Annotated in this window: 12 protein-coding genes, 2 tRNA genes and 2 rRNA genes; 3 read left to right on the forward strand and 13 right to left on the reverse strand. The window is 30.9% G+C overall.

Annotation, left to right across the window (positions count from 1 at the left end):
• Window positions 1-61: 61 nt before the first annotated feature.
• Complete coding sequence (locus tag B9N70_RS05215; protein WP_085114743.1) at window positions 62-1,219, forward strand: N-acetyl sugar amidotransferase; 1,158 nt, start codon at window positions 62-64, stop codon at window positions 1,217-1,219.
• Window positions 1,220-1,222: 3 nt separating this feature from the next.
• On the forward strand, window positions 1,223-2,467 hold the full coding sequence (locus tag B9N70_RS05220) for a DUF4915 domain-containing protein (RefSeq protein WP_085114744.1): 1,245 nt from the start codon (window positions 1,223-1,225) through the stop codon (window positions 2,465-2,467).
• Window positions 2,468-2,492: 25 nt separating this feature from the next.
• Here the strand turns inward: B9N70_RS05220 and B9N70_RS05225 are convergent, their stop codons facing one another.
• From B9N70_RS05225 to B9N70_RS05275, 11 genes are all read right to left on the reverse strand, one after another.
• Window positions 2,493-3,182 (reverse strand): acylneuraminate cytidylyltransferase family protein, encoded by a 690-nt coding sequence (locus tag B9N70_RS05225; RefSeq protein ID WP_085114745.1) that lies wholly within the window; start codon window positions 3,180-3,182, stop codon window positions 2,493-2,495.
• Window positions 3,182-4,246 (reverse strand): sugar phosphate nucleotidyltransferase, encoded by a 1,065-nt coding sequence (locus B9N70_RS05230; RefSeq protein ID WP_085114746.1) that lies wholly within the window; start codon window positions 4,244-4,246, stop codon window positions 3,182-3,184. The genes B9N70_RS05225 and B9N70_RS05230 overlap by 1 nt, the downstream gene beginning before the upstream one ends.
• Window positions 4,236-5,378 carry a UDP-N-acetylglucosamine 2-epimerase gene (gene neuC / locus B9N70_RS05235; protein WP_085114747.1) on the reverse strand — a complete coding sequence of 381 codons (1,143 nt, stop codon included), beginning with the start codon at window positions 5,376-5,378 and terminating at the stop codon, window positions 4,236-4,238. The genes B9N70_RS05230 and neuC overlap by 11 nt, the downstream gene beginning before the upstream one ends.
• 21 nt (window positions 5,379-5,399) lie before the next feature.
• Entirely contained in the window at window positions 5,400-6,437 is a 1,038-nt protein-coding gene (locus B9N70_RS05240) for an N-acetylneuraminate synthase family protein (RefSeq protein WP_085114748.1), read from the reverse strand.
• 12 nt (window positions 6,438-6,449) lie between these two features.
• A complete protein-coding gene (locus tag B9N70_RS05245) occupies window positions 6,450-7,616 on the reverse strand; it encodes a LegC family aminotransferase (RefSeq protein WP_085114749.1) in 1,167 nt (388 codons plus the stop codon).
• A gap of 7 nt (window positions 7,617-7,623) precedes the next feature.
• Window positions 7,624-8,610 carry an NAD-dependent epimerase/dehydratase family protein gene (locus B9N70_RS05250; protein WP_085114750.1) on the reverse strand — a complete coding sequence of 329 codons (987 nt, stop codon included), beginning with the start codon at window positions 8,608-8,610 and terminating at the stop codon, window positions 7,624-7,626.
• Window positions 8,611-8,646: 36 nt separating this feature from the next.
• Window positions 8,647-9,645 carry a class I SAM-dependent methyltransferase gene (locus tag B9N70_RS05255; RefSeq protein WP_085114751.1) on the reverse strand — a complete coding sequence of 333 codons (999 nt, stop codon included), beginning with the start codon at window positions 9,643-9,645 and terminating at the stop codon, window positions 8,647-8,649.
• A 90-nt stretch (window positions 9,646-9,735) separates the two neighbouring features.
• A 23S ribosomal RNA gene (locus B9N70_RS05260) occupies window positions 9,736-12,488 on the reverse strand.
• Window positions 12,489-12,621: 133 nt separating this feature from the next.
• Window positions 12,622-12,697, reverse strand: a tRNA-Ala gene (locus B9N70_RS05265).
• A gap of 10 nt (window positions 12,698-12,707) precedes the next feature.
• Window positions 12,708-12,784 (reverse strand) — tRNA-Ile (locus B9N70_RS05270).
• A 97-nt stretch (window positions 12,785-12,881) separates the two neighbouring features.
• A 16S ribosomal RNA gene (locus B9N70_RS05275) occupies window positions 12,882-14,356 on the reverse strand.
• Together the 16S and 23S rRNA genes with 2 tRNA genes alongside form the textbook arrangement of a ribosomal RNA operon.
• Window positions 14,357-14,692: 336 nt before the next feature.
• On the opposite strand from B9N70_RS05275, the gene B9N70_RS05280 reads away from it, so the two are divergent.
• Window positions 14,693-15,982: a M23 family metallopeptidase gene (locus B9N70_RS05280; protein WP_085114752.1), complete on the forward strand. Its 1,290-nt coding sequence runs from the start codon at window positions 14,693-14,695 to the stop codon at window positions 15,980-15,982.
• Here the strand turns inward: B9N70_RS05280 and B9N70_RS05285 are convergent, their stop codons facing one another.
• Window positions 15,983-16,420 carry a DUF4167 domain-containing protein gene (locus B9N70_RS05285; RefSeq protein ID WP_085114753.1) on the reverse strand — a complete coding sequence of 146 codons (438 nt, stop codon included), beginning with the start codon at window positions 16,418-16,420 and terminating at the stop codon, window positions 15,983-15,985.
• Window positions 16,421-16,429: 9 nt separating this feature from the next.
• Entirely contained in the window at window positions 16,430-17,272 is an 843-nt protein-coding gene (gene prmC, locus B9N70_RS05290) for a peptide chain release factor N(5)-glutamine methyltransferase (RefSeq protein ID WP_085114754.1), read from the reverse strand.
• Window positions 17,273-17,279: the final 7 nt, after the last annotated feature.

Consider the following 17,279-nt stretch of genomic DNA (forward strand, 5'->3'; position numbering starts at 1 on the left):
AACACTAATAATTATTAAATAATTATGATTAATTCTTATAAAATTATTATTAAAACAAGCAATGTTAAAGTTAATAAAAAAAAACGTTAAAAAAATATACAATTTACCAACAAAAATAAAATTCTGTAAAAGTTGTGTTGTCTCTAATCAAAGACCAAGAATAGGCTTCAACACAGATGGAGTATGTAACGCTTGTGAAAATCTTAAAAACAAAAATAAAATTAATTGGCTTGAGAGAGAAAAAGAATTAAGGGATCTGCTATCAAGGTACAGAAAAAAAAATGGTAAATTTGACGTTATTGTTCCCTCCAGCGGTGGAAAAGATAGTGCAGTGGTAGCACATAAACTAAAATATAAATATAACATGAATCCTTTGACTGTAACGTGGGCTCCGCATATCTACACAGATATTGGTTGGAAAAACTTCCAAAGTTTAATTCATTCAGGATTAACAAATATTTTAGGTACACCTGATGGGAAAGTTCATAGAAGGTTAACTAGAGATTCTTTAATAGAAATAGGTGATCCATTTCAGCCATTTATTTATGGACAAGTGAGTTTCCCAGTTAAAGTAGCATTACAATATGATGTGAGTTTGATTATGGATGGAGAAAATGGGGAATTTGAATACGGAGGAGAAAAAAGTGCGTCTGAAAAGTCCTTTTCACCTAAAGATGAGATCAAATATTGGTTTTCAGATTTTGAGGCAAAAAAGTGGTTGAAAAAAGGATACACAAAAAAAGAAATGGATATCTATATGTCTCCACCAGTAGATAAGATTTTATCAAAAAAAATTAATAGACAATTTTGGAGTTATTATCAATTTTGGGATCCTCAAGAACATTATTATTATTCTGTTAAAAATACTGGGTTTAAAGCTAATCCCGATGGAAGATCTGAAGGAACTTTCTCAAAATATGCATCCCTTGATGATGCTATCGATGGTTTTCATTTTTATTTTATGTTTTTAAAATTTGGTATCGGGAGAGCAACTTCGGATGCTGCTCATGAAATAAGAGATAAACATTTGACAAGAGAAGAAGGGGTAAAATTAGTAAAAAAATATGATGGTGAATTCCCAAAAAAATATTTTGATAAGTTCTTAAACTATTGCAATATTAACCGTAAAGAATTTGATCAAATTTGTGATAGATGGCGTTCAGACCATTTATGGACCAAAAAAAATGGAAAATGGAAATTAAATAAGCAAGTAAGTTAGTTTATGAATATTTGGTTAGATTGGCCTATTTTAAATAAAATATTAAAACAAAAAAAAAGAGTATATTTCTTTGGGAGATCAGAGGACTGGGTACCCAAAACTTTATCAAAAATAAAAAAACATAATATCAAAATCACTGTACTTGATAATAATCCATCATACAAAAATACATTTTTTATGGATTGTAAAGTTGAAAACCCAAGCATTCTCAAAAATTTTGATTTTAAAAAAGATTATGTAATAATTACGGCTGAGCCTGAAACAATTATCCCTGAATTAAAGAAATACAAGCTTGAAGAAGAAAAAAATTTTTGCTGCACACCACAGATTAAAGAGTGGGGTAAACTTCAAGAAATAAAAAAAAACTCTTCTAATGTGATATTTTCATCATCAGATTATTTTGATTTAAGCAAAGCAAGAAGTAGTAAGCTTGGGGGTGGCATATTTACAGCTAATGTGGCTGAACAAAAATATGAAAAAAAAATTGATGGTCAATATCGACAGATAATCAAATATAAAGAATATTATTATGTGATTGAATATATAAAAAAAGAAGTTCATATTTTTGATAATAAATTCAAGATAATTCAAAAATACAATTTAGACCAAAGTTTAAAAAAAAATGAAAAACCAAATTATTGTGGTATTACACATATACCTCAAAAAAAATGTTTTTATGTAGCAAATACTGCTTCAGATGAGATCTCTATATACGATCAGAATAACTTCAAACTAATTGATAAAATTATTTTTTCTAATAAATCAAAACAATTTGATGATGGTCAAAGTCATATTAATGATATTACCTCATTGGGTTCTAGTCTTTTTGTATCTTATTTTTCAAGATCCGGACTTTGGAGGAAAGGTATTTTTGATGGAGGTCTTTCAGAGATTGAAATAGATAATAATAATAAAGTTAATAATTTAATTTCTAATCTCAGCCAACCACATAGTCCTGAGTGTCTAGAGGGACAGATATACGTATTGGACTCTTTTAATAAATATTTATATCATGGAACAAAAAAAGTTTCAAAATTCTCCGGATTTGTCCGTGGTTTAGCTTTTGATGGCAGTTATTTTTATATTGGCCAAAGTGAAGATATGTATCTAAGTAAAGATATGGGAACAGATATTAATTTAACTATGTGCAATGCTGGGATTTATCAACTAGATGCAAATAAGAATATAGCAAGATTTTTATCAATTCCAGATATTATGAATATTCATGATATTTTGATTATAGATTAATTGACTGATCAAACCTGTAATTAATTTATTTGAGATTAAGAAGACTTTTTTTAATTTTTTGTTTCTTTTCCAGGTAATATTCTAACAATTGTAAATCTTCTTTTGTATCTATATCAATCCAATTATTAGTTTCTGATACCAGGCCGTATGTTTTTTTTGGTAAATTAATTTTATCATAATATAAAAAAGTTCTATATACATAGATATTACCTGTAGGCACAAACTTATTTCTAATATCTTGAGTTCTTAAATTTAAATTATAGTCTGGCATCCATCTATTATTTATAATTTTACCAGTAAACGAAAAATTTTTTGCTAAATGAATTAAACTATCGAATTTCTTTTTTTTATTTAAAATTTTTATTGACTCATGCACTAGTTTAAAATTTCTTAACGGCGAAGTTGGTTGAAGCAAGATGATATATTTATACTTTGTTTCAAGTTGACTTATAACATAATGAATTACCTCATGCATTGATGAATTGTCACCTGAAATTTTTTTAGGTCTTTTTAAAAAAAAAATATTTTCTTGAGTACAAATCTTTTGAATTTTATTACTATCACTCGAGACTACTACATCAAATTGATCTTTTGAAAATTTTTTTGCAAATTTGATTGTCCAAAATATTAAAGGTTTTTTTAGTACCTTGATAAGATTTTTATTTTTAATTCTTTTTGAATTTTTTCTAGCAGGGATAATTATAAGATTTTTCATCACCTCAGTGTACTTTTGTAAATCTTTAATTGTTCTTTTGTTCCAAGATCAAACCAATTTTCATAAAATGGAAAAGCTATTACTTTTTTATTTTTTTTTATAAGTTTCATAATAAGTTCGTTCATATCTATATAGTGGTGATACTTTAATATTTTTATAATTTTTGAATTTAAAATATAAATTCCTGAATTAATTATTATGTTTTTCTTTGGTTTTTCTACAATATTTCTAACATTTATTCCTGATATATTAATTTCTCCATAATGATTTTCTGTAACATATTTTTTGACTGCTATCGTTAAATCTGCTTTATTTTTTATGTGAAATTCTAATAAACTTTTGTAATTTATTTCACTTATAACATCACAATTCGTTAATAAAAAAAATTTATTTTTTATCATGTTCTTAAGAAGAGATAGCGAGCCTGCTGTACCTAATGGTTTTTTCTCATTTACATACTTAATATCAATATTTAATTTTTTTCCATTACCATAATAATTTTTAATCAAATTTTTTTTATAGAAAGTAGTTAATATAAAATTAAAAAAACCATATTTTCGTAAATTATTTATAACTAACGTTAGCATGGGTGTTTTCTTAATTCGAACTAATGCTTTTGGTATCTTAATTGTTGTAGGTTTAAGTCTAGATCCCTTTCCACCAGACATAATCACAACTGGCATTTCTAAATTTTTTTTTATTATTGGTTTGTTAGCATTAAAAATACCTATAACTTTTTTGTTATCAACTATAGGAGCGTTATCTAAATTATTTTCTTTTAATTTTTTAATTGAATTTTTTTCATCAAAATTTTTATTCAATACAATTGGTTTTTTATTGTAAATATTTGATATTTTAGTTGTTAAATTTTTGCCTTTAAGAAGAGCTCTTCTGATATCTCCATCATTTAATACACCTTTAAAAAAATTTTTTTTATCAACTACTATACATATTCTTGCGTTAGAATTATTGAGACTTTTTAATGCATCATTTATAGTTTCATGTAATTTGATAAATGTTTTTTTGATATCAATATCTAACAAATATTTGGTCTTATATGTCATAGAAATTTTTTTTAATATTAAACTTAAAATTTAAAATTTTTTTGGCAATTCTATAAGGTGTTAATTTCTTCAAAAATAAATTATTGATTTTTTTTGGTTTCTTAATAATTTTTATATATGCTTTTTTAATTGAATTGAAATTGTTACCACTATTAATAATATTATCAGATAATATTCTACCTTTTTGTCTTTGCCCCACATTGATAGTCTTTGTGCCAAAACTTGGTGTTTCTAAAACTCCACTAGAAGAATTTCCAACAACTAAATGAGCAATTTTCAATAATGAATAATAAGTAGTATTTCCTAATGAAGCATAATAAAATACATTTTTCTCTCTCTTAAAGAATTTTCTAAATTCACTAACAATAATATCTGCTTCATTATCTAAATTTAATGAATTTATAATTATTATTTCATTCTTGAACAATTTAAGAAACTTAATTATATTGTTAATTTGATCTTTTGCTTGATCTTTCTCTAAAGTAACTGGATGGTATGTTACTAAAATTATTTTTTTATCAAATTTGATTTTTAATTTTTTTTCTAGATCTAATTTTGATAACAGTTTTGTTTTAGAAATCGAATATGCGCCTAAACTTCCAAAATTGAATATTGTCTTAGGGTTTTCACCTAGCTGTATAAGTCTTTTTTTATATTTTTCATGAATTGGAAAATGTAAATGTGAAAATTTACTTATCGAATGTCTTATAGAGTCATCCATGGCACCTGAGGTAACTTCGCCTCCATGTATATGTACTATTTTTTTTCTAAATGCCATTGCTGATATTGCAGATCCTAAAATTTCATACCTATCACCCAATAAAACAACTATTTGAGGTGACACACTTCTAATAGTTTGAGCAGTTAGCTTAATTGCTTTAGCAATATAATTACTTACATCTAAATCTGAAATCTTATTATTGAGTAATTTTTCCTTATATAATTTTCTAACAATTAATCTCTTGATTTTATCTTTTTTTATATCTTTTAATGTATTCCCCAGCTCCTTAGATAAATGAGATCCGGTAACCAATAAATAAGTATTTTTATTAATTTTTTGTGTCTCTATGATTACACTTCTTATTAATGCATAATCAGCTCTAGTAGATGTAATAAATAATACCTTTTTCATATTTTATATTTTTTAGGCAAATTAAATTGAGTAGAATTTATTTTTTTTTACTAAAGTTTCTGATTTAACAGAAACTTTTAATTTTTTTCTTATAAAATCTTTATAATTAATTGGTGAAATACCATTTTGGAACGGTCTTAGTGCAACTAGATCTTTATTTTTAATTATATGATTTTTTTTAAAATTTTTTGCGAAATATAAAGCTTTTTTGGCAATTTTTTTTGTGCTTACTTCTTTATTGGTTAAATGATTTCTTTTGCTAATTAAGCTCATTTTAACATCACAAATAATATTAACAAATTTTTGTAAATCTTTGCATTCTAGTGAGGCTTTATGATCTGGACCCTCCATGTCTTTATCTAACGTAATATGTTTTTCAATAATTGAACATCCTTTTGTTACGGCAGATACTGCAGCAGTTGATCCAATAGTGTGGTCAGAAAAACCAATTGGATAACCAAGATTCTTAATTTGATCAATAGCACCTAACATAGAATATTTAATCTCAGTTGGATAGTCACTTGTACAATGCAATATAGCTAACCTTTTTTTTTCAATTTTGACTCTATTGATTATTTTTTTCAATTCATGAAACTTCGTCATGCCTGAAGAAATTATTAGAGGTTTATTAAATTTTTTTATCGTATCAATTAAAAAAATATTATCATTATCTGATGATGAAATCTTAAAAGCTGGCACTTTTAGTTTATTTAAAAAAACTGCACTATCAATATCAAATGGAGTTGATAAAAATATTATATTTTTTTTTGAACAATATTTTTGAATTTTAACAAAATCTGAGTATTTTAAATTATATTTGTGTATTAATTCATTCATATTTTTAAGTTTATTTGTTCTTTGATATTCTGCCAAAGGCGCATTTTTGATCATTAACTTTTCAACATTAATGGTTTGAAATTTTACTGCATCAAATTTTGCTTCAACAGCGTAATCAATTAAACGATATGCATTATTTAAGTTCCCATTATGGTTTATACCAACCTCAGCAATCAAAAATGGTAAGCTATTCTTAGAAATTATTTTTTTTCCAATTTTCATTTATCTTTACCATTAGTCACAAATTCTTAGTTTTTTTATAACATGAATTACTTTAGTAATTTGATTTTTTGTAAGACTCGCGCTAGATGGCAAGCATAGAATTTTATCTAATATTTTATTGGCATAAGTAATTTTATAGCTCTGGCAATTTTTAAAAGGTGTTTGCAGGTGATTTAAATACCAAAGAGGTCGGACTTGAATTTTGTATTTATCAAAAACTTTAATCAAGTTATCAATATTAACTTTACAATTTTTTTTTATACGTAAAAGATTTAACCAATAATTAGACTCACAAAAAACTGGCTTATTAAGAATTGCAAAATCCTCTAATCCCAGGACTTTATTACGATAAAATATATGATTTCTTTTTTTTATTGTTAATAATTTTTTAATACACTCTATTTGAGCCAATCCTATTGCAGCATGCAAATTAGTCATCTTATAATTAAACCCAATATTATTATGGATAAACTTAATTGGATTATCTTTTGATTGGGTTATTAAATACCTTGCTTTTTTTGCTAATCTCTTATTTTGAGTTAATATTGCACCACCACCTCCTGAGGTAATTGTTTTATTGCCATTGAAAGAAAGACAGCCAAATCGGCCTATTGTCCCAGCATGTTTAATTTTATCACTAGCCCTAAGGTTATAATAAGATCCAAAACTTTCGGCAGAATCTTCAATTAATTCTATATTTTTTTTTTTACAAATTTTTACTAAAGATTTTAGATCAACTAAGTTGCCAAAAACATGGACAACTACCATTGCTGAAATTTTTTTTTTTGTTTTTTTATTATAAGTAAATCCACTCTTGGTAATTGTCTGATTTTCTAAAAATTCAATAGTTTTATTAACATCAATAGTCAAAAATTCATTCACATCCATAAAAACTGGGTGAGCATCACAATATTTTATAGCATTTATTGGAGCAATAAAGCTAACGGTCGGTACTATTATCTCATCATTAGGTTTAACATTGGATAATAATAATCCTATATGTAGTGCAGATGTTCCGCTATTCACTGCAATTGCATATTTTGATCCTGTATAATCACAAATTTTTTTTTCAATTAAATTGATAAATTTGCCTGATGTTGAGATCCAATTAGTGCTTAAACATTCATTTATATACTTTTTTTCATTACCTATTAATGTCGGTTCATGAAGTGGTATCATGTAATCTCTATCTTAAGTTATAATTTCCATACTGATTTTCTGTTCTAAAATCATATGTACCTTTTTTAATCTCTGCAATTATTTCTTCTATTCCTTTTTGAACACTGTAACTTGCTTTAAATCCTAAAACCAAGTTAACTTTAGAAAAATCAACTATATAATTTCTCTTATCAAAACCTTTCTCTAAATATTTTACTTTTCCATTTGGAATATATTTTAAAACTTCATCTACAATCATTTTTTTTGAAAAATTGTTGCTGTTATCACCTACATTAAAAACTTCAAATGAGATTTTATCTATATCAATTGTAATGGTTTGACATATCAATCTGGCAAAATCTACAGTATGACAGTAGGGTCTCCATGTATGAGCATCGTAGACTACTAATTCTTTACCAAGTACTAAATCTTTGGTAAATTCATTTACTGTTAAATCAAAACGCATTCTAGGTGACAAACCAAATGCGGTCGCAAATCTTAAAATCGTTGGTTTTAAATTTGAAAAATTTTTTTTTTCCAACAAATATTTTTCTATCTGAACCTTCGCTTTTGCATATAAAGAAAGAGGGTTAAGTTCATGGTTCTCATTTGCTCTTACATTGTTGTCAGTAATACCATAATTAGAGCAAGTTGAAGTAAAAACAAATCTTTTAATTTTTTTACTTTCACAAATATTAATTACGTTAAATATTCCCTCTAAATTAATTTCATCACTTTCTATTTGATATTTTTTTGATATTGGGTCGCCTACTAAACCTGCTAATAAAATAACCGTACAATTTTCATGAAAGCATTCACTTAAATCATTTTTATTTCTAATATCTATATTTGCAAATTTATAATTTTTGTTTTTCAAAAAACTTTTAATACATTCACTCTGATCATAGATTAAATTATCTAAACATAAGACTTCGTAACCCATAAGTAATAGGTGGTTTGTTAAAACTGTACCAATATAACCTGCTCCACCAACTAATATGATTTTGTTTTTCATTATCTAATTTAATAAATAGTTTTAAGTAATTTGTATTTATAATTTTTGAAATATTATTCGCATTGAGTTAGACATTTTTTGTTTGTCGATTATTGCCTGGGTTAAATTTGCAAAATGGTTTATGCTTTTGTTCAATTTAAATTTTTTTTTAAATTCAATAAATTGAAAATAATCTTTCACATCAAGTCCAAAATATTCAATAGATTTAATTTTAAGGCCTGCTTTTCTTGACAAGTAATTCAAAGACTCTTTATTAAAGAAACATATATGTCGAAAAACAGCAAGTAAGTTAAGATCTTCTCGCATTAATTCAAAAGACAATGAATTGATGTTCGGTGTGAAAGCTAAAATATAAGATTTAGATTTTAATTTTTTGGTTGCAGTTTTTAATTCTTTAATTGGATCAAAAAAATGCTCTATAGCATCAAACATTGTAATTAAGTCATAAGAATTATTTTTTTCACTTGAAAGCTCTGACAACTGAGCGTTAAGTTTTAAAGATTTGCAAAATTCTATTCTATTGACATCAAGGTCAATACCTTTGTTCATAATTTTTTTATCTTTTAAAACACTTATAAAATATCCTGAACCACAACCTAAATCTAATACCTTAAATTTTTTCTTATTTGGAAAAATTTTTTTTTTTATATATTTAAACCTTTCGAGACCAAAAATTTTTTTTCTATAATTATAAGTTTTAATCATTTCCTCTCTAAAGTCTTTAGAATTTACTTTATTACTTTTAAAAAAATCAGATTTACTAAACTTTTTTAAATCCAAGTTGTTAAAAATTACCTCACAATTTTTACATTTTCTAAGTTGATATTTTTTAAAATTAAAGAAAACTAAACTTTGATCACTTTTGCATATATGACACTTAATTTTTTTTGTATGAAGAAATTTATTGTATTTTTTATAGTAAAAATTTCTATTTTGAATTGCGCTTTTATAAAAATTTTTGCTTCTTAGGTTGGCTACATTAATATCAAAAAGCTCTAATCTATTAAAATTATTGACAATGAATTTATTATTCATTCGATGATCATATCATATCATTTAAGATAATTATTGATATTAATAATGAAATTTTGAGTTTTTTATCTTAAAAAAATTTTTTTCAGTGCATAAATCAAGCCAATTGAGCTATTAGTACTGGTCAGCTGCACGCATTACTGCGCTTCCACATCCAGCCTATCAACGTGGTGGTCTACCACGGCTCTATAGGAAGAACTAGTTTTGAGGTGAGTTTCCCGCTTAGATGCTTTCAGCAGTTATCTCGTCCATACTTAGCTACCCGGCACTGCAGCTGGCGCTACAACCGGTCCACCAGTGGTATGTTCAACCCGGTCCTCTCGTACTAGGGTCAACTCCTCTCAATTCTTCTACACGCATAGCAGATAGGGACCGAACTGTCTCACGACGTTCTGAACCCAGCTCACGTACCACTTTAATTGGCGAACAGCCAAACCCTTGGGACCTGCTCCAGCCCCAGGATGTGATGAGCCGACATCGAGGTGCCAAACACTGCCGTCGATATGAGCTCTTGGGCAGTATCAGCCTGTTATCCCCGGCGTACCTTTTATCCGTTGAGCGATGGCCCTTCCACTCAGAACCACCGGATCACTATGACCGACTTTCGTCTCTGCTCGACTTGTCAGTCTCACAGTCAGGCAGGCTTATGCCATTGCACTCTACGAACGATTTCTGACCGTTCTGAGCCTACCTTCGCACGCCTCCGTTACTATTTGGGAGGCGACCGCCCCAGTCAAACTACCCACCATACAATGTCTTGATGCCGGATGACGGCAATCAGTTAGATATCAAGAAAAACAAAAGAGGTATTTCACTGGTGACTCCACAAAAGCTGACGCCTTTGCTTCAATGTCTCCCTCCTATGCTAAATATGTTTTTCCTAACACCAATGTAAAGTTGCAGTAAAGGTGCACGGGGTCTTTCCGTCTAACTACGCGAACTCCGCATCTTCACGGAGAATTCAATTTCACTGAGTTGATGTTGGAGACAGCGGAGAAATCGTTACGCCATTCATGCAGGTCGGAACTTACCCGACAAGGAATTTCGCTACCTTAGGACCGTTATAGTTACGGCCGCCGTTTACTGGGGCTTCAGAAGTTAGCTTGCACCAACCGCATTAACCTTCCAGCACCGGGCAGGCGTCAGACCCTATACATCCACTTACGTGTTAGCAGAGCCCTGTGTTTTTGATAAACAGTCGCTTCTCCCTGGCTTGTGCCACCCGTCTCTAGTTGCCTAAAAACAGGTCTTCCTTATCCCGAAGTTACGGAAGCATTTTGCCGAGTTCCTTCAACATCATTCTCTCAAGCGCCTAAATATACTCTATTAATCCACCTGTGTCGGTTTAGGGTACGGTCTAATGATGGAGCTATTTCTTGGAACCTTTTCGCGGCAAGTTCAATCCATTAAGAACTCACAACTTACAAGATCCGTCACTACCATCTGGTTAAGGAATATTAACCTTATTTCCATCGACTACGGCTTTCGCCCTCGCCTTAGGTGCCGACTAACTCTGCGCGGATTAACCTTGCGCAGAAACCCTTGGATTTTCGGCGAAGAAGTTTTTCACTTCTTTTATCGTTACTTATGTCAGCATTCGCACTTCTGATACCTCCAGAGTCCCTCACGGGTACTCCTTTACAGGCTTACAGAACGTTCCGCTACCGCTTATAAAATTCGAAAATTTTATAAACCCACAGATTCGGTATATGATTTTAGCCCCGTTACATCTTCGGCGCAGAAACTCTATTAGACCGGTGAGCTGTTACGCTATCTTTAAAGGATGGCTGCTTCTAAGCCAACCTCCCGGCTGTTAAGGAATTTCCACATCCTTTCACACTTAATCATAATTTGGGGACCTTATCTGGTGGTCTGGGCTCTTTCCCTCTCGACCATGGACCTTAGCACCCACAGTCTGTCTGTTGAAGAACAATGCCTAGCATTCGGAGTTTTATTAGGTTTGGTAAGAATCTCTTCCCCCTAGCCCATTTAGTGCTCTACCTCTAAACATCTATTTATTCAACGCACTACCTAAATAGTTTTCGCGGAAAACCAGCTATCTACGAATTTGGTTGGCCTTTCACCCCTTACCACAAGTCATCCAAAGACTTTTCAACGTCAACTGGTTCGGTCCTCCGGTTGGTGTTACCCAACTTTCAACCTGCTCATGGTAAGCTCATTCGTTTTCGGGTCTAATTCATAAAACTATTCGCCCTATTAAGACTTGCTTTCGCTACGCCTACACCTAGATGGCTTAAGCTTGCTTTATAAATTAAGTCACTGACCCATTATACAAAAGGTACGCCGTCACTCTAAAAAGAGCTTCGACTGATTGTAGGCATGCAGTTTCAGGTTCTATTTCACTCCCCTAATAGGGGTTCTTTTCACCTTTCCCTCACGGTACTAGTTCACTATCGGTCACTGAAGAGTATTTAGGCTTAGAGGGTGGTCCCCCTATATTCGAGCAGGATTTCACGTGTCCCGCTTTACTCAAGAATTTTGTTAAACATTACTCATACGGGACTATCACCCTCTATGGTTAGCATTTCCAAACTATTCAAATTTTCTTAACAAAATTACTGGCCTAGTCCGCGTTCGCTCGCCACTACTAACGGAATCTCAATTGATTTCTTTTCCTCTGGTTACTTAGATGTTTCAGTTCTCCAGGTTGTCTCTTTAAACCTATGTATTCAGTTTAAAGTACCACATAAAGTGGTGGGTTTCCCCATTCGGAAATTTTCGGATCAAAACTTACATACAGCTCCCCGAAACTTATCGCAGTATATCACGTCCTTCATCGGCTTTCAGTGCCAAGGCATCCACTACACGCCCTTAAACGCTTGATTTATGCACAGAAAAAAATTCTGTGTTGAATCAAATTTTTATTTTGAACATTAGCTAATAACATTACTAATGTTCGGATATAGATATTGATATTAATTATTATTTTTATTCACAATTTTTATAACTAAGTGTTTTTGGTGGAGGATAGCGGGATCGAACCGCTGACCTCCTGAATGCAAATCAGGCGCTCTCCCAGCTGAGCTAATCCCCCTTAATCTTATTGGTGGGCCGAGAAAGACTCGAACTTTCGACCCCACCCTTATCAAGGGTGTGCTCTAACCAACTGAGCTACCGGCCCCCATGCAAGAGAAACACTACTTTAAGAAGAGAAATGAGGACGGTCAACATTACCTGTATATTATTTAGAATGAAATTTTACTTTCATTCATCCTTAGAAAGGAGGTAATCCAGCCGCAGGTTCCCCTACGGCTACCTTGTTACGACTTCACCCCAGTCGCTGACTATACCGTGGTCAAGGGTTTGAAACCTTGCCTTAAGGTAGAACCAACTCCCATGGTGTGACGGGCGGTGTGTACAAGACCCGGGAACGCATTCACCGTGGCACGCTGATCCACGATTACTAGTAATTCCAGCTTCATGCACTCGAGTTGCAGAGTGCAATCCGAACTGAGGTATCTTTTAAGGATTTGCTTGACCTCGCAGTCTTGCTTCCTGTTGTAGATACCATTGTAGCACGTGTGTAGCCCAACACGTAAGGGCCATGAGGACTTGACGTCATCCCCACCTTCCTCCAGCTTATCACTGGCAGTTCTTTCAGAGTGCCCAACTTAATGATGGCAACTAAAAGTGAGGGTTGCGCTCGTTGCGGGACTTAACCCAACATCTCACGACACGAGCTGACGACAGCCATGCAGCACCTGTGTTTCGTCCGGCCGAACCGAAAACTCTAATCTCTTAGAGTCGCGACGAACATGTCAAGTGTTGGTAAGGTTCTGCGCGTATCTTCGAATTAAACCACATGCTCCACTACTTGTGCGGGTCCCCGTCAATTCATTTGAGTTTTAACCTTGCGGTCGTACTCCCCAGGCGGTGTGTTTATCGCTTTCGCTGCGACACTGAAAATAAATTTCCAACGTCTAACACACATCGTTTACGGCATGGACTACGAGGGTATCTAATCCTCTTCGCTACCCATGCTTTCGTTCCTCAGTGTCAGTAATGATCCAGAAAGCTGCCTTCGCAATTGGTATTCTTTCTAATATCTACGAATTTCACCTCTACACTAGAAATTCTGCTTTCCTCTATCATACTCTAGCTGAAAAGTTTTAATGGCAGTTCCAGAGTTAAGCTCTGGGATTTCACCACTAACTTTTTCAACCACCTACGAACTCTTTAAGCCCAGTAATTCCGAACTACGCTAGGTCCCTTCGTATTACCGCGGCTGCTGGCACGAAGTTAGCCGGACCTTCTTATTCGGGTACAGTCATTTTCTTCCCCGACGAAAGAGCTTTACAACCCAAGGGCCTTCTTCACTCACGCGGCATCGCTGCATCAGAGTTTCCTCCATTGTGCAAGATTCCCCACTGCTGCCTCCCGTAGGAGTTTGGGCCGTGTCTCAGTCCCAATGTGGCTGATCATCCTCTCAAATCAGCTATTGATCACAGTCTTGGTAGGCCATTACCCCACCAACAAACTAATCAAGTGCGGGCTCATCCAATGGTGCATAAAGCTTTCTCCGTAAAGACTTATCCGGTATTAGCACAAGTTTCCTCGTGTTATTCCAGGCCAAAGGGCAGATACCCACATGTTACTCACCCGTCTGCCACTAAGTATTGCTACTTCGTTCGACTTGCATGTGTTAAGCGTGCCGCCAGCGTACGTTCTGAGCCATGATCAAACTCTCAAGTTTAAAAACGGCGCACACTAGCTTCTATATAAATTCTAAGAATAAAATTTATATAATGTTGAAGTGTGTACGACAAATTTTGGTAACCTTAACCGTCCACACTTCTCTTCTTAAATTTTTACTTTTTAAATAGCTAATTGAGCAAAAAAAAGCCCAATAATGCTCACTAATTTATTGTTATCACAATAATTTACTGAGAAAGTTTGATGCTTATAGGCTAAAAATATAGGAAATCAAGCGTTTAGAAATAAATAATCTATCAAAAAGTACTTATTTTACAGGGTTTTTTTTGATTTTTTTTAATACTAAATTAAAAGTTGTCAATTCTAAAACTTTAAAATGTTAAAAAAATTAAAAAATTATTTTAAAATAAAAAAAGAAATTTTACCATTAATTGGATTAATAATTTTAACAGTTATTTTTACTAATTATTTTAATCACAAGCAAAGACAAATTAAAAATAATTACAATAATCTAATAAATAATATTTTTTTCAAAAAAACTTCAAAACATTTCTTAGATAAACTTGAACCAAAATTTAAAAAAATTAGACATCAAATTAATGAAGGTGAAACCTTTGATGGTATCCTTAATCAATATCAAATAAGTGAAGAAGAAATACAAAACTTAAAAAAAAAACTATCTGAAAAAATAAATCTTAATAAATTAAATACTAGTCAATTAATCTATTTAACAATTGATCAAGCTGATAATCAAATTAAAGATTTTGTTTTTCAAATTTCAAATAAGGAAAAAATATATTTAACTAAAGATGAAAAAAGTAATTTTAATCAAGAGATTATTTTAACTAAGTTAGATAAAAAAATTATTTATCAAGAAAATATAATTATGCAAAGTTTGTATAAATCTGCAACTGACAAAAAAATTCCACCTAACACAATTATAGAACTTGCAAGGATTTATGGTTTTCAAGTTGATTTTCAAAGAGATATTAGAAAAAGAGATCGTTTTCAAATTATGTATGAAGTATTTGTAGATGAAAGTGGAAAAGATATTGAGACTGGTAATATACTTTTTGCTAATTTAATTTTAAGTGGAGAAGATAATTCTCTATATTATTTTGATGAAGAGGGAAGCATTGGGCATTATGATAAAAATGGAAAAAGTATTCAAAAAGCTTTAATGAAAACTCCTATCAACGGTGCAAGACTGTCATCACCATTTGGAATGAGAAAACATCCAATTGATGGATTTAATAAAATGCATAGAGGAACTGATTTTGCAGCACCTATGGGTACTCCTATAATGGCATCCGGATCTGGAACTATAAAAAAAGCTGGATGGTGCGGTGGTGGTGGAAATTGTGTTGTTATTAGACATAACTCAACCTATGAAACAATTTATGCACACATGTCAAAATTTGCTAAGGGAATTAAAAAAGGTGTTAGGGTTGCACAAGGACAAATAATTGGGTATGTGGGCTCAACAGGAAAATCTACTGGCCCTCATTTGCATTATGAAGTTGTAGTTAATGGTAAAAAGGTAAACTCTCAAACATTAAAGCTTCCATCTGGAAAAATTCTCAAAGGAAAAGAGAGAGAAATATTTGAAACGAAAAAAATAAAATTAGACGTTTTAAAATCTGAAAAAATAATAGGTATTAATTAATTATTTTGCTAAAGCCACTTTTGTTTCTGGCTCTTCTTTTTTACTAACAACTTTAGTTTTGGGCTCTTCTGCTTTTGCACCATCATCAGATTTATTATTTTCAGTTAGTTCTTTGCTTGTATCATTTTCTGAGGCATATCTAGCTTTTCTAAAAGCTTCTTGCTCATTTAATATTCTTGTAAAATGATCAGCATGCTGAAAATAGTTTTCAGATAAAATTTTATCCCCACTAGATAATGCCTCTCTTGCAAGGTTTTCATATTTTTCGATAAGTTTTGGCGCATTATGATTATTTCTACCCGGAGCTTTTCTTTGAAAATTTTCATTATTAGAAAAGTTGGATCCAAATTTTGATTTATCTCCATTGGACTTAAAATTCCTATCATTTCTTCTAAAATTATTTCTTCTGTTATTGTTGTTATTTCTAAATGTTACCATTGTTTAATTTTATATTTTTGTACTGATAATACATCGGTCATTCTTTGCTAAGTCTTTAACTACCGAGTTTACATAAAAGCTATTTTTTTTTAATAAATTTTTAACCTCTTGTGTTTGGTTATATTCAATTTCTAAAATCAATTTCCCACCATATTTAATCAGTTCAGATGATTTTCTAATTACCTTCCTGATTTCTGATATTCCATCTAATCCACCATCAAGAGCTAACTTAGGCTCAAAATTTTTCACATCTTTTTCCAAATAATTTAAATCTAAAATTTTTATATAAGGAGGATTAGATATTATTAAATCATATTTGCCTATTTTAAATTTGTCAATATTTGAATTATATAATTTTAATCTATTTTTAATCCCTAGCTTAAAAGCATTAATTTCACATACTTTTAATGCATAATTGCTAACATCTACTCCTGTGCCTTTAAAATTTTGTCGTTCTTTTAAAATTGATAACAAAATACATCCTGATCCAAAACCAATATCAAGAAAATTGATTTTGTTTTTATTTTGATAAAGTTTAAGGACTTGCTCAATAATAAGTTCAGTATCTGGTCTTGGAATTAAAACATGTTCATTCACATAGAATTCGTATTTCCAAAAAGACTTTTTATTGATCAAATATGCAATAGGTTTTCCTTCTGATCTTTGATGAACCATATTTTGGAAGTTGTCATAGTCTTTTTTATCAATATCTTTATCCAAATTTAAAACAATATGTTCTCTACTTTTTTTTAATACATTTGCCATCAACAACTCACTATCTAACAAAGCAGATTTGATGTTGTTATTCTTTAAATTTTGGTAAGCATCATTAATTGCTGTTTGTAATTTCATTTTTTAT

Source organism: Candidatus Pelagibacter sp. HIMB1321, assembly GCF_900177485.1.
In the GTDB taxonomy this organism is placed as follows: domain Bacteria; phylum Pseudomonadota; class Alphaproteobacteria; order Pelagibacterales; family Pelagibacteraceae; genus Pelagibacter.

Coding starts and splice junctions, on each gene's coding strand:
- B9N70_RS05215 (WP_085114743.1), top strand. CDS start 62: ATGTTAAAGTTAATAAAAAAAAACGTTAAAAAAATATACAATTTACCA.
- B9N70_RS05220 (WP_085114744.1), top strand. CDS start 1,223: ATGAATATTTGGTTAGATTGGCCTATTTTAAATAAAATATTAAAACAA.
- B9N70_RS05225 (WP_085114745.1), bottom strand. CDS start 3,182: ATGAAAAATCTTATAATTATCCCTGCTAGAAAAAATTCAAAAAGAATT.
- B9N70_RS05230 (WP_085114746.1), bottom strand. CDS start 4,246: ATGACATATAAGACCAAATATTTGTTAGATATTGATATCAAAAAAACA.
- neuC (WP_085114747.1), bottom strand. CDS start 5,378: ATGAAAAAGGTATTATTTATTACATCTACTAGAGCTGATTATGCATTA.
- B9N70_RS05240 (WP_085114748.1), bottom strand. CDS start 6,437: ATGAAAATTGGAAAAAAAATAATTTCTAAGAATAGCTTACCATTTTTG.
- B9N70_RS05245 (WP_085114749.1), bottom strand. CDS start 7,616: ATGATACCACTTCATGAACCGACATTAATAGGTAATGAAAAAAAGTAT.
- B9N70_RS05250 (WP_085114750.1), bottom strand. CDS start 8,610: ATGAAAAACAAAATCATATTAGTTGGTGGAGCAGGTTATATTGGTACA.
- B9N70_RS05255 (WP_085114751.1), bottom strand. CDS start 9,645: ATGAATAATAAATTCATTGTCAATAATTTTAATAGATTAGAGCTTTTT.
- B9N70_RS05280 (WP_085114752.1), top strand. CDS start 14,693: ATGTTAAAAAAATTAAAAAATTATTTTAAAATAAAAAAAGAAATTTTA.
- B9N70_RS05285 (WP_085114753.1), bottom strand. CDS start 16,420: ATGGTAACATTTAGAAATAACAACAATAACAGAAGAAATAATTTTAGA.
- prmC (WP_085114754.1), bottom strand. CDS start 17,272: ATGAAATTACAAACAGCAATTAATGATGCTTACCAAAATTTAAAGAAT.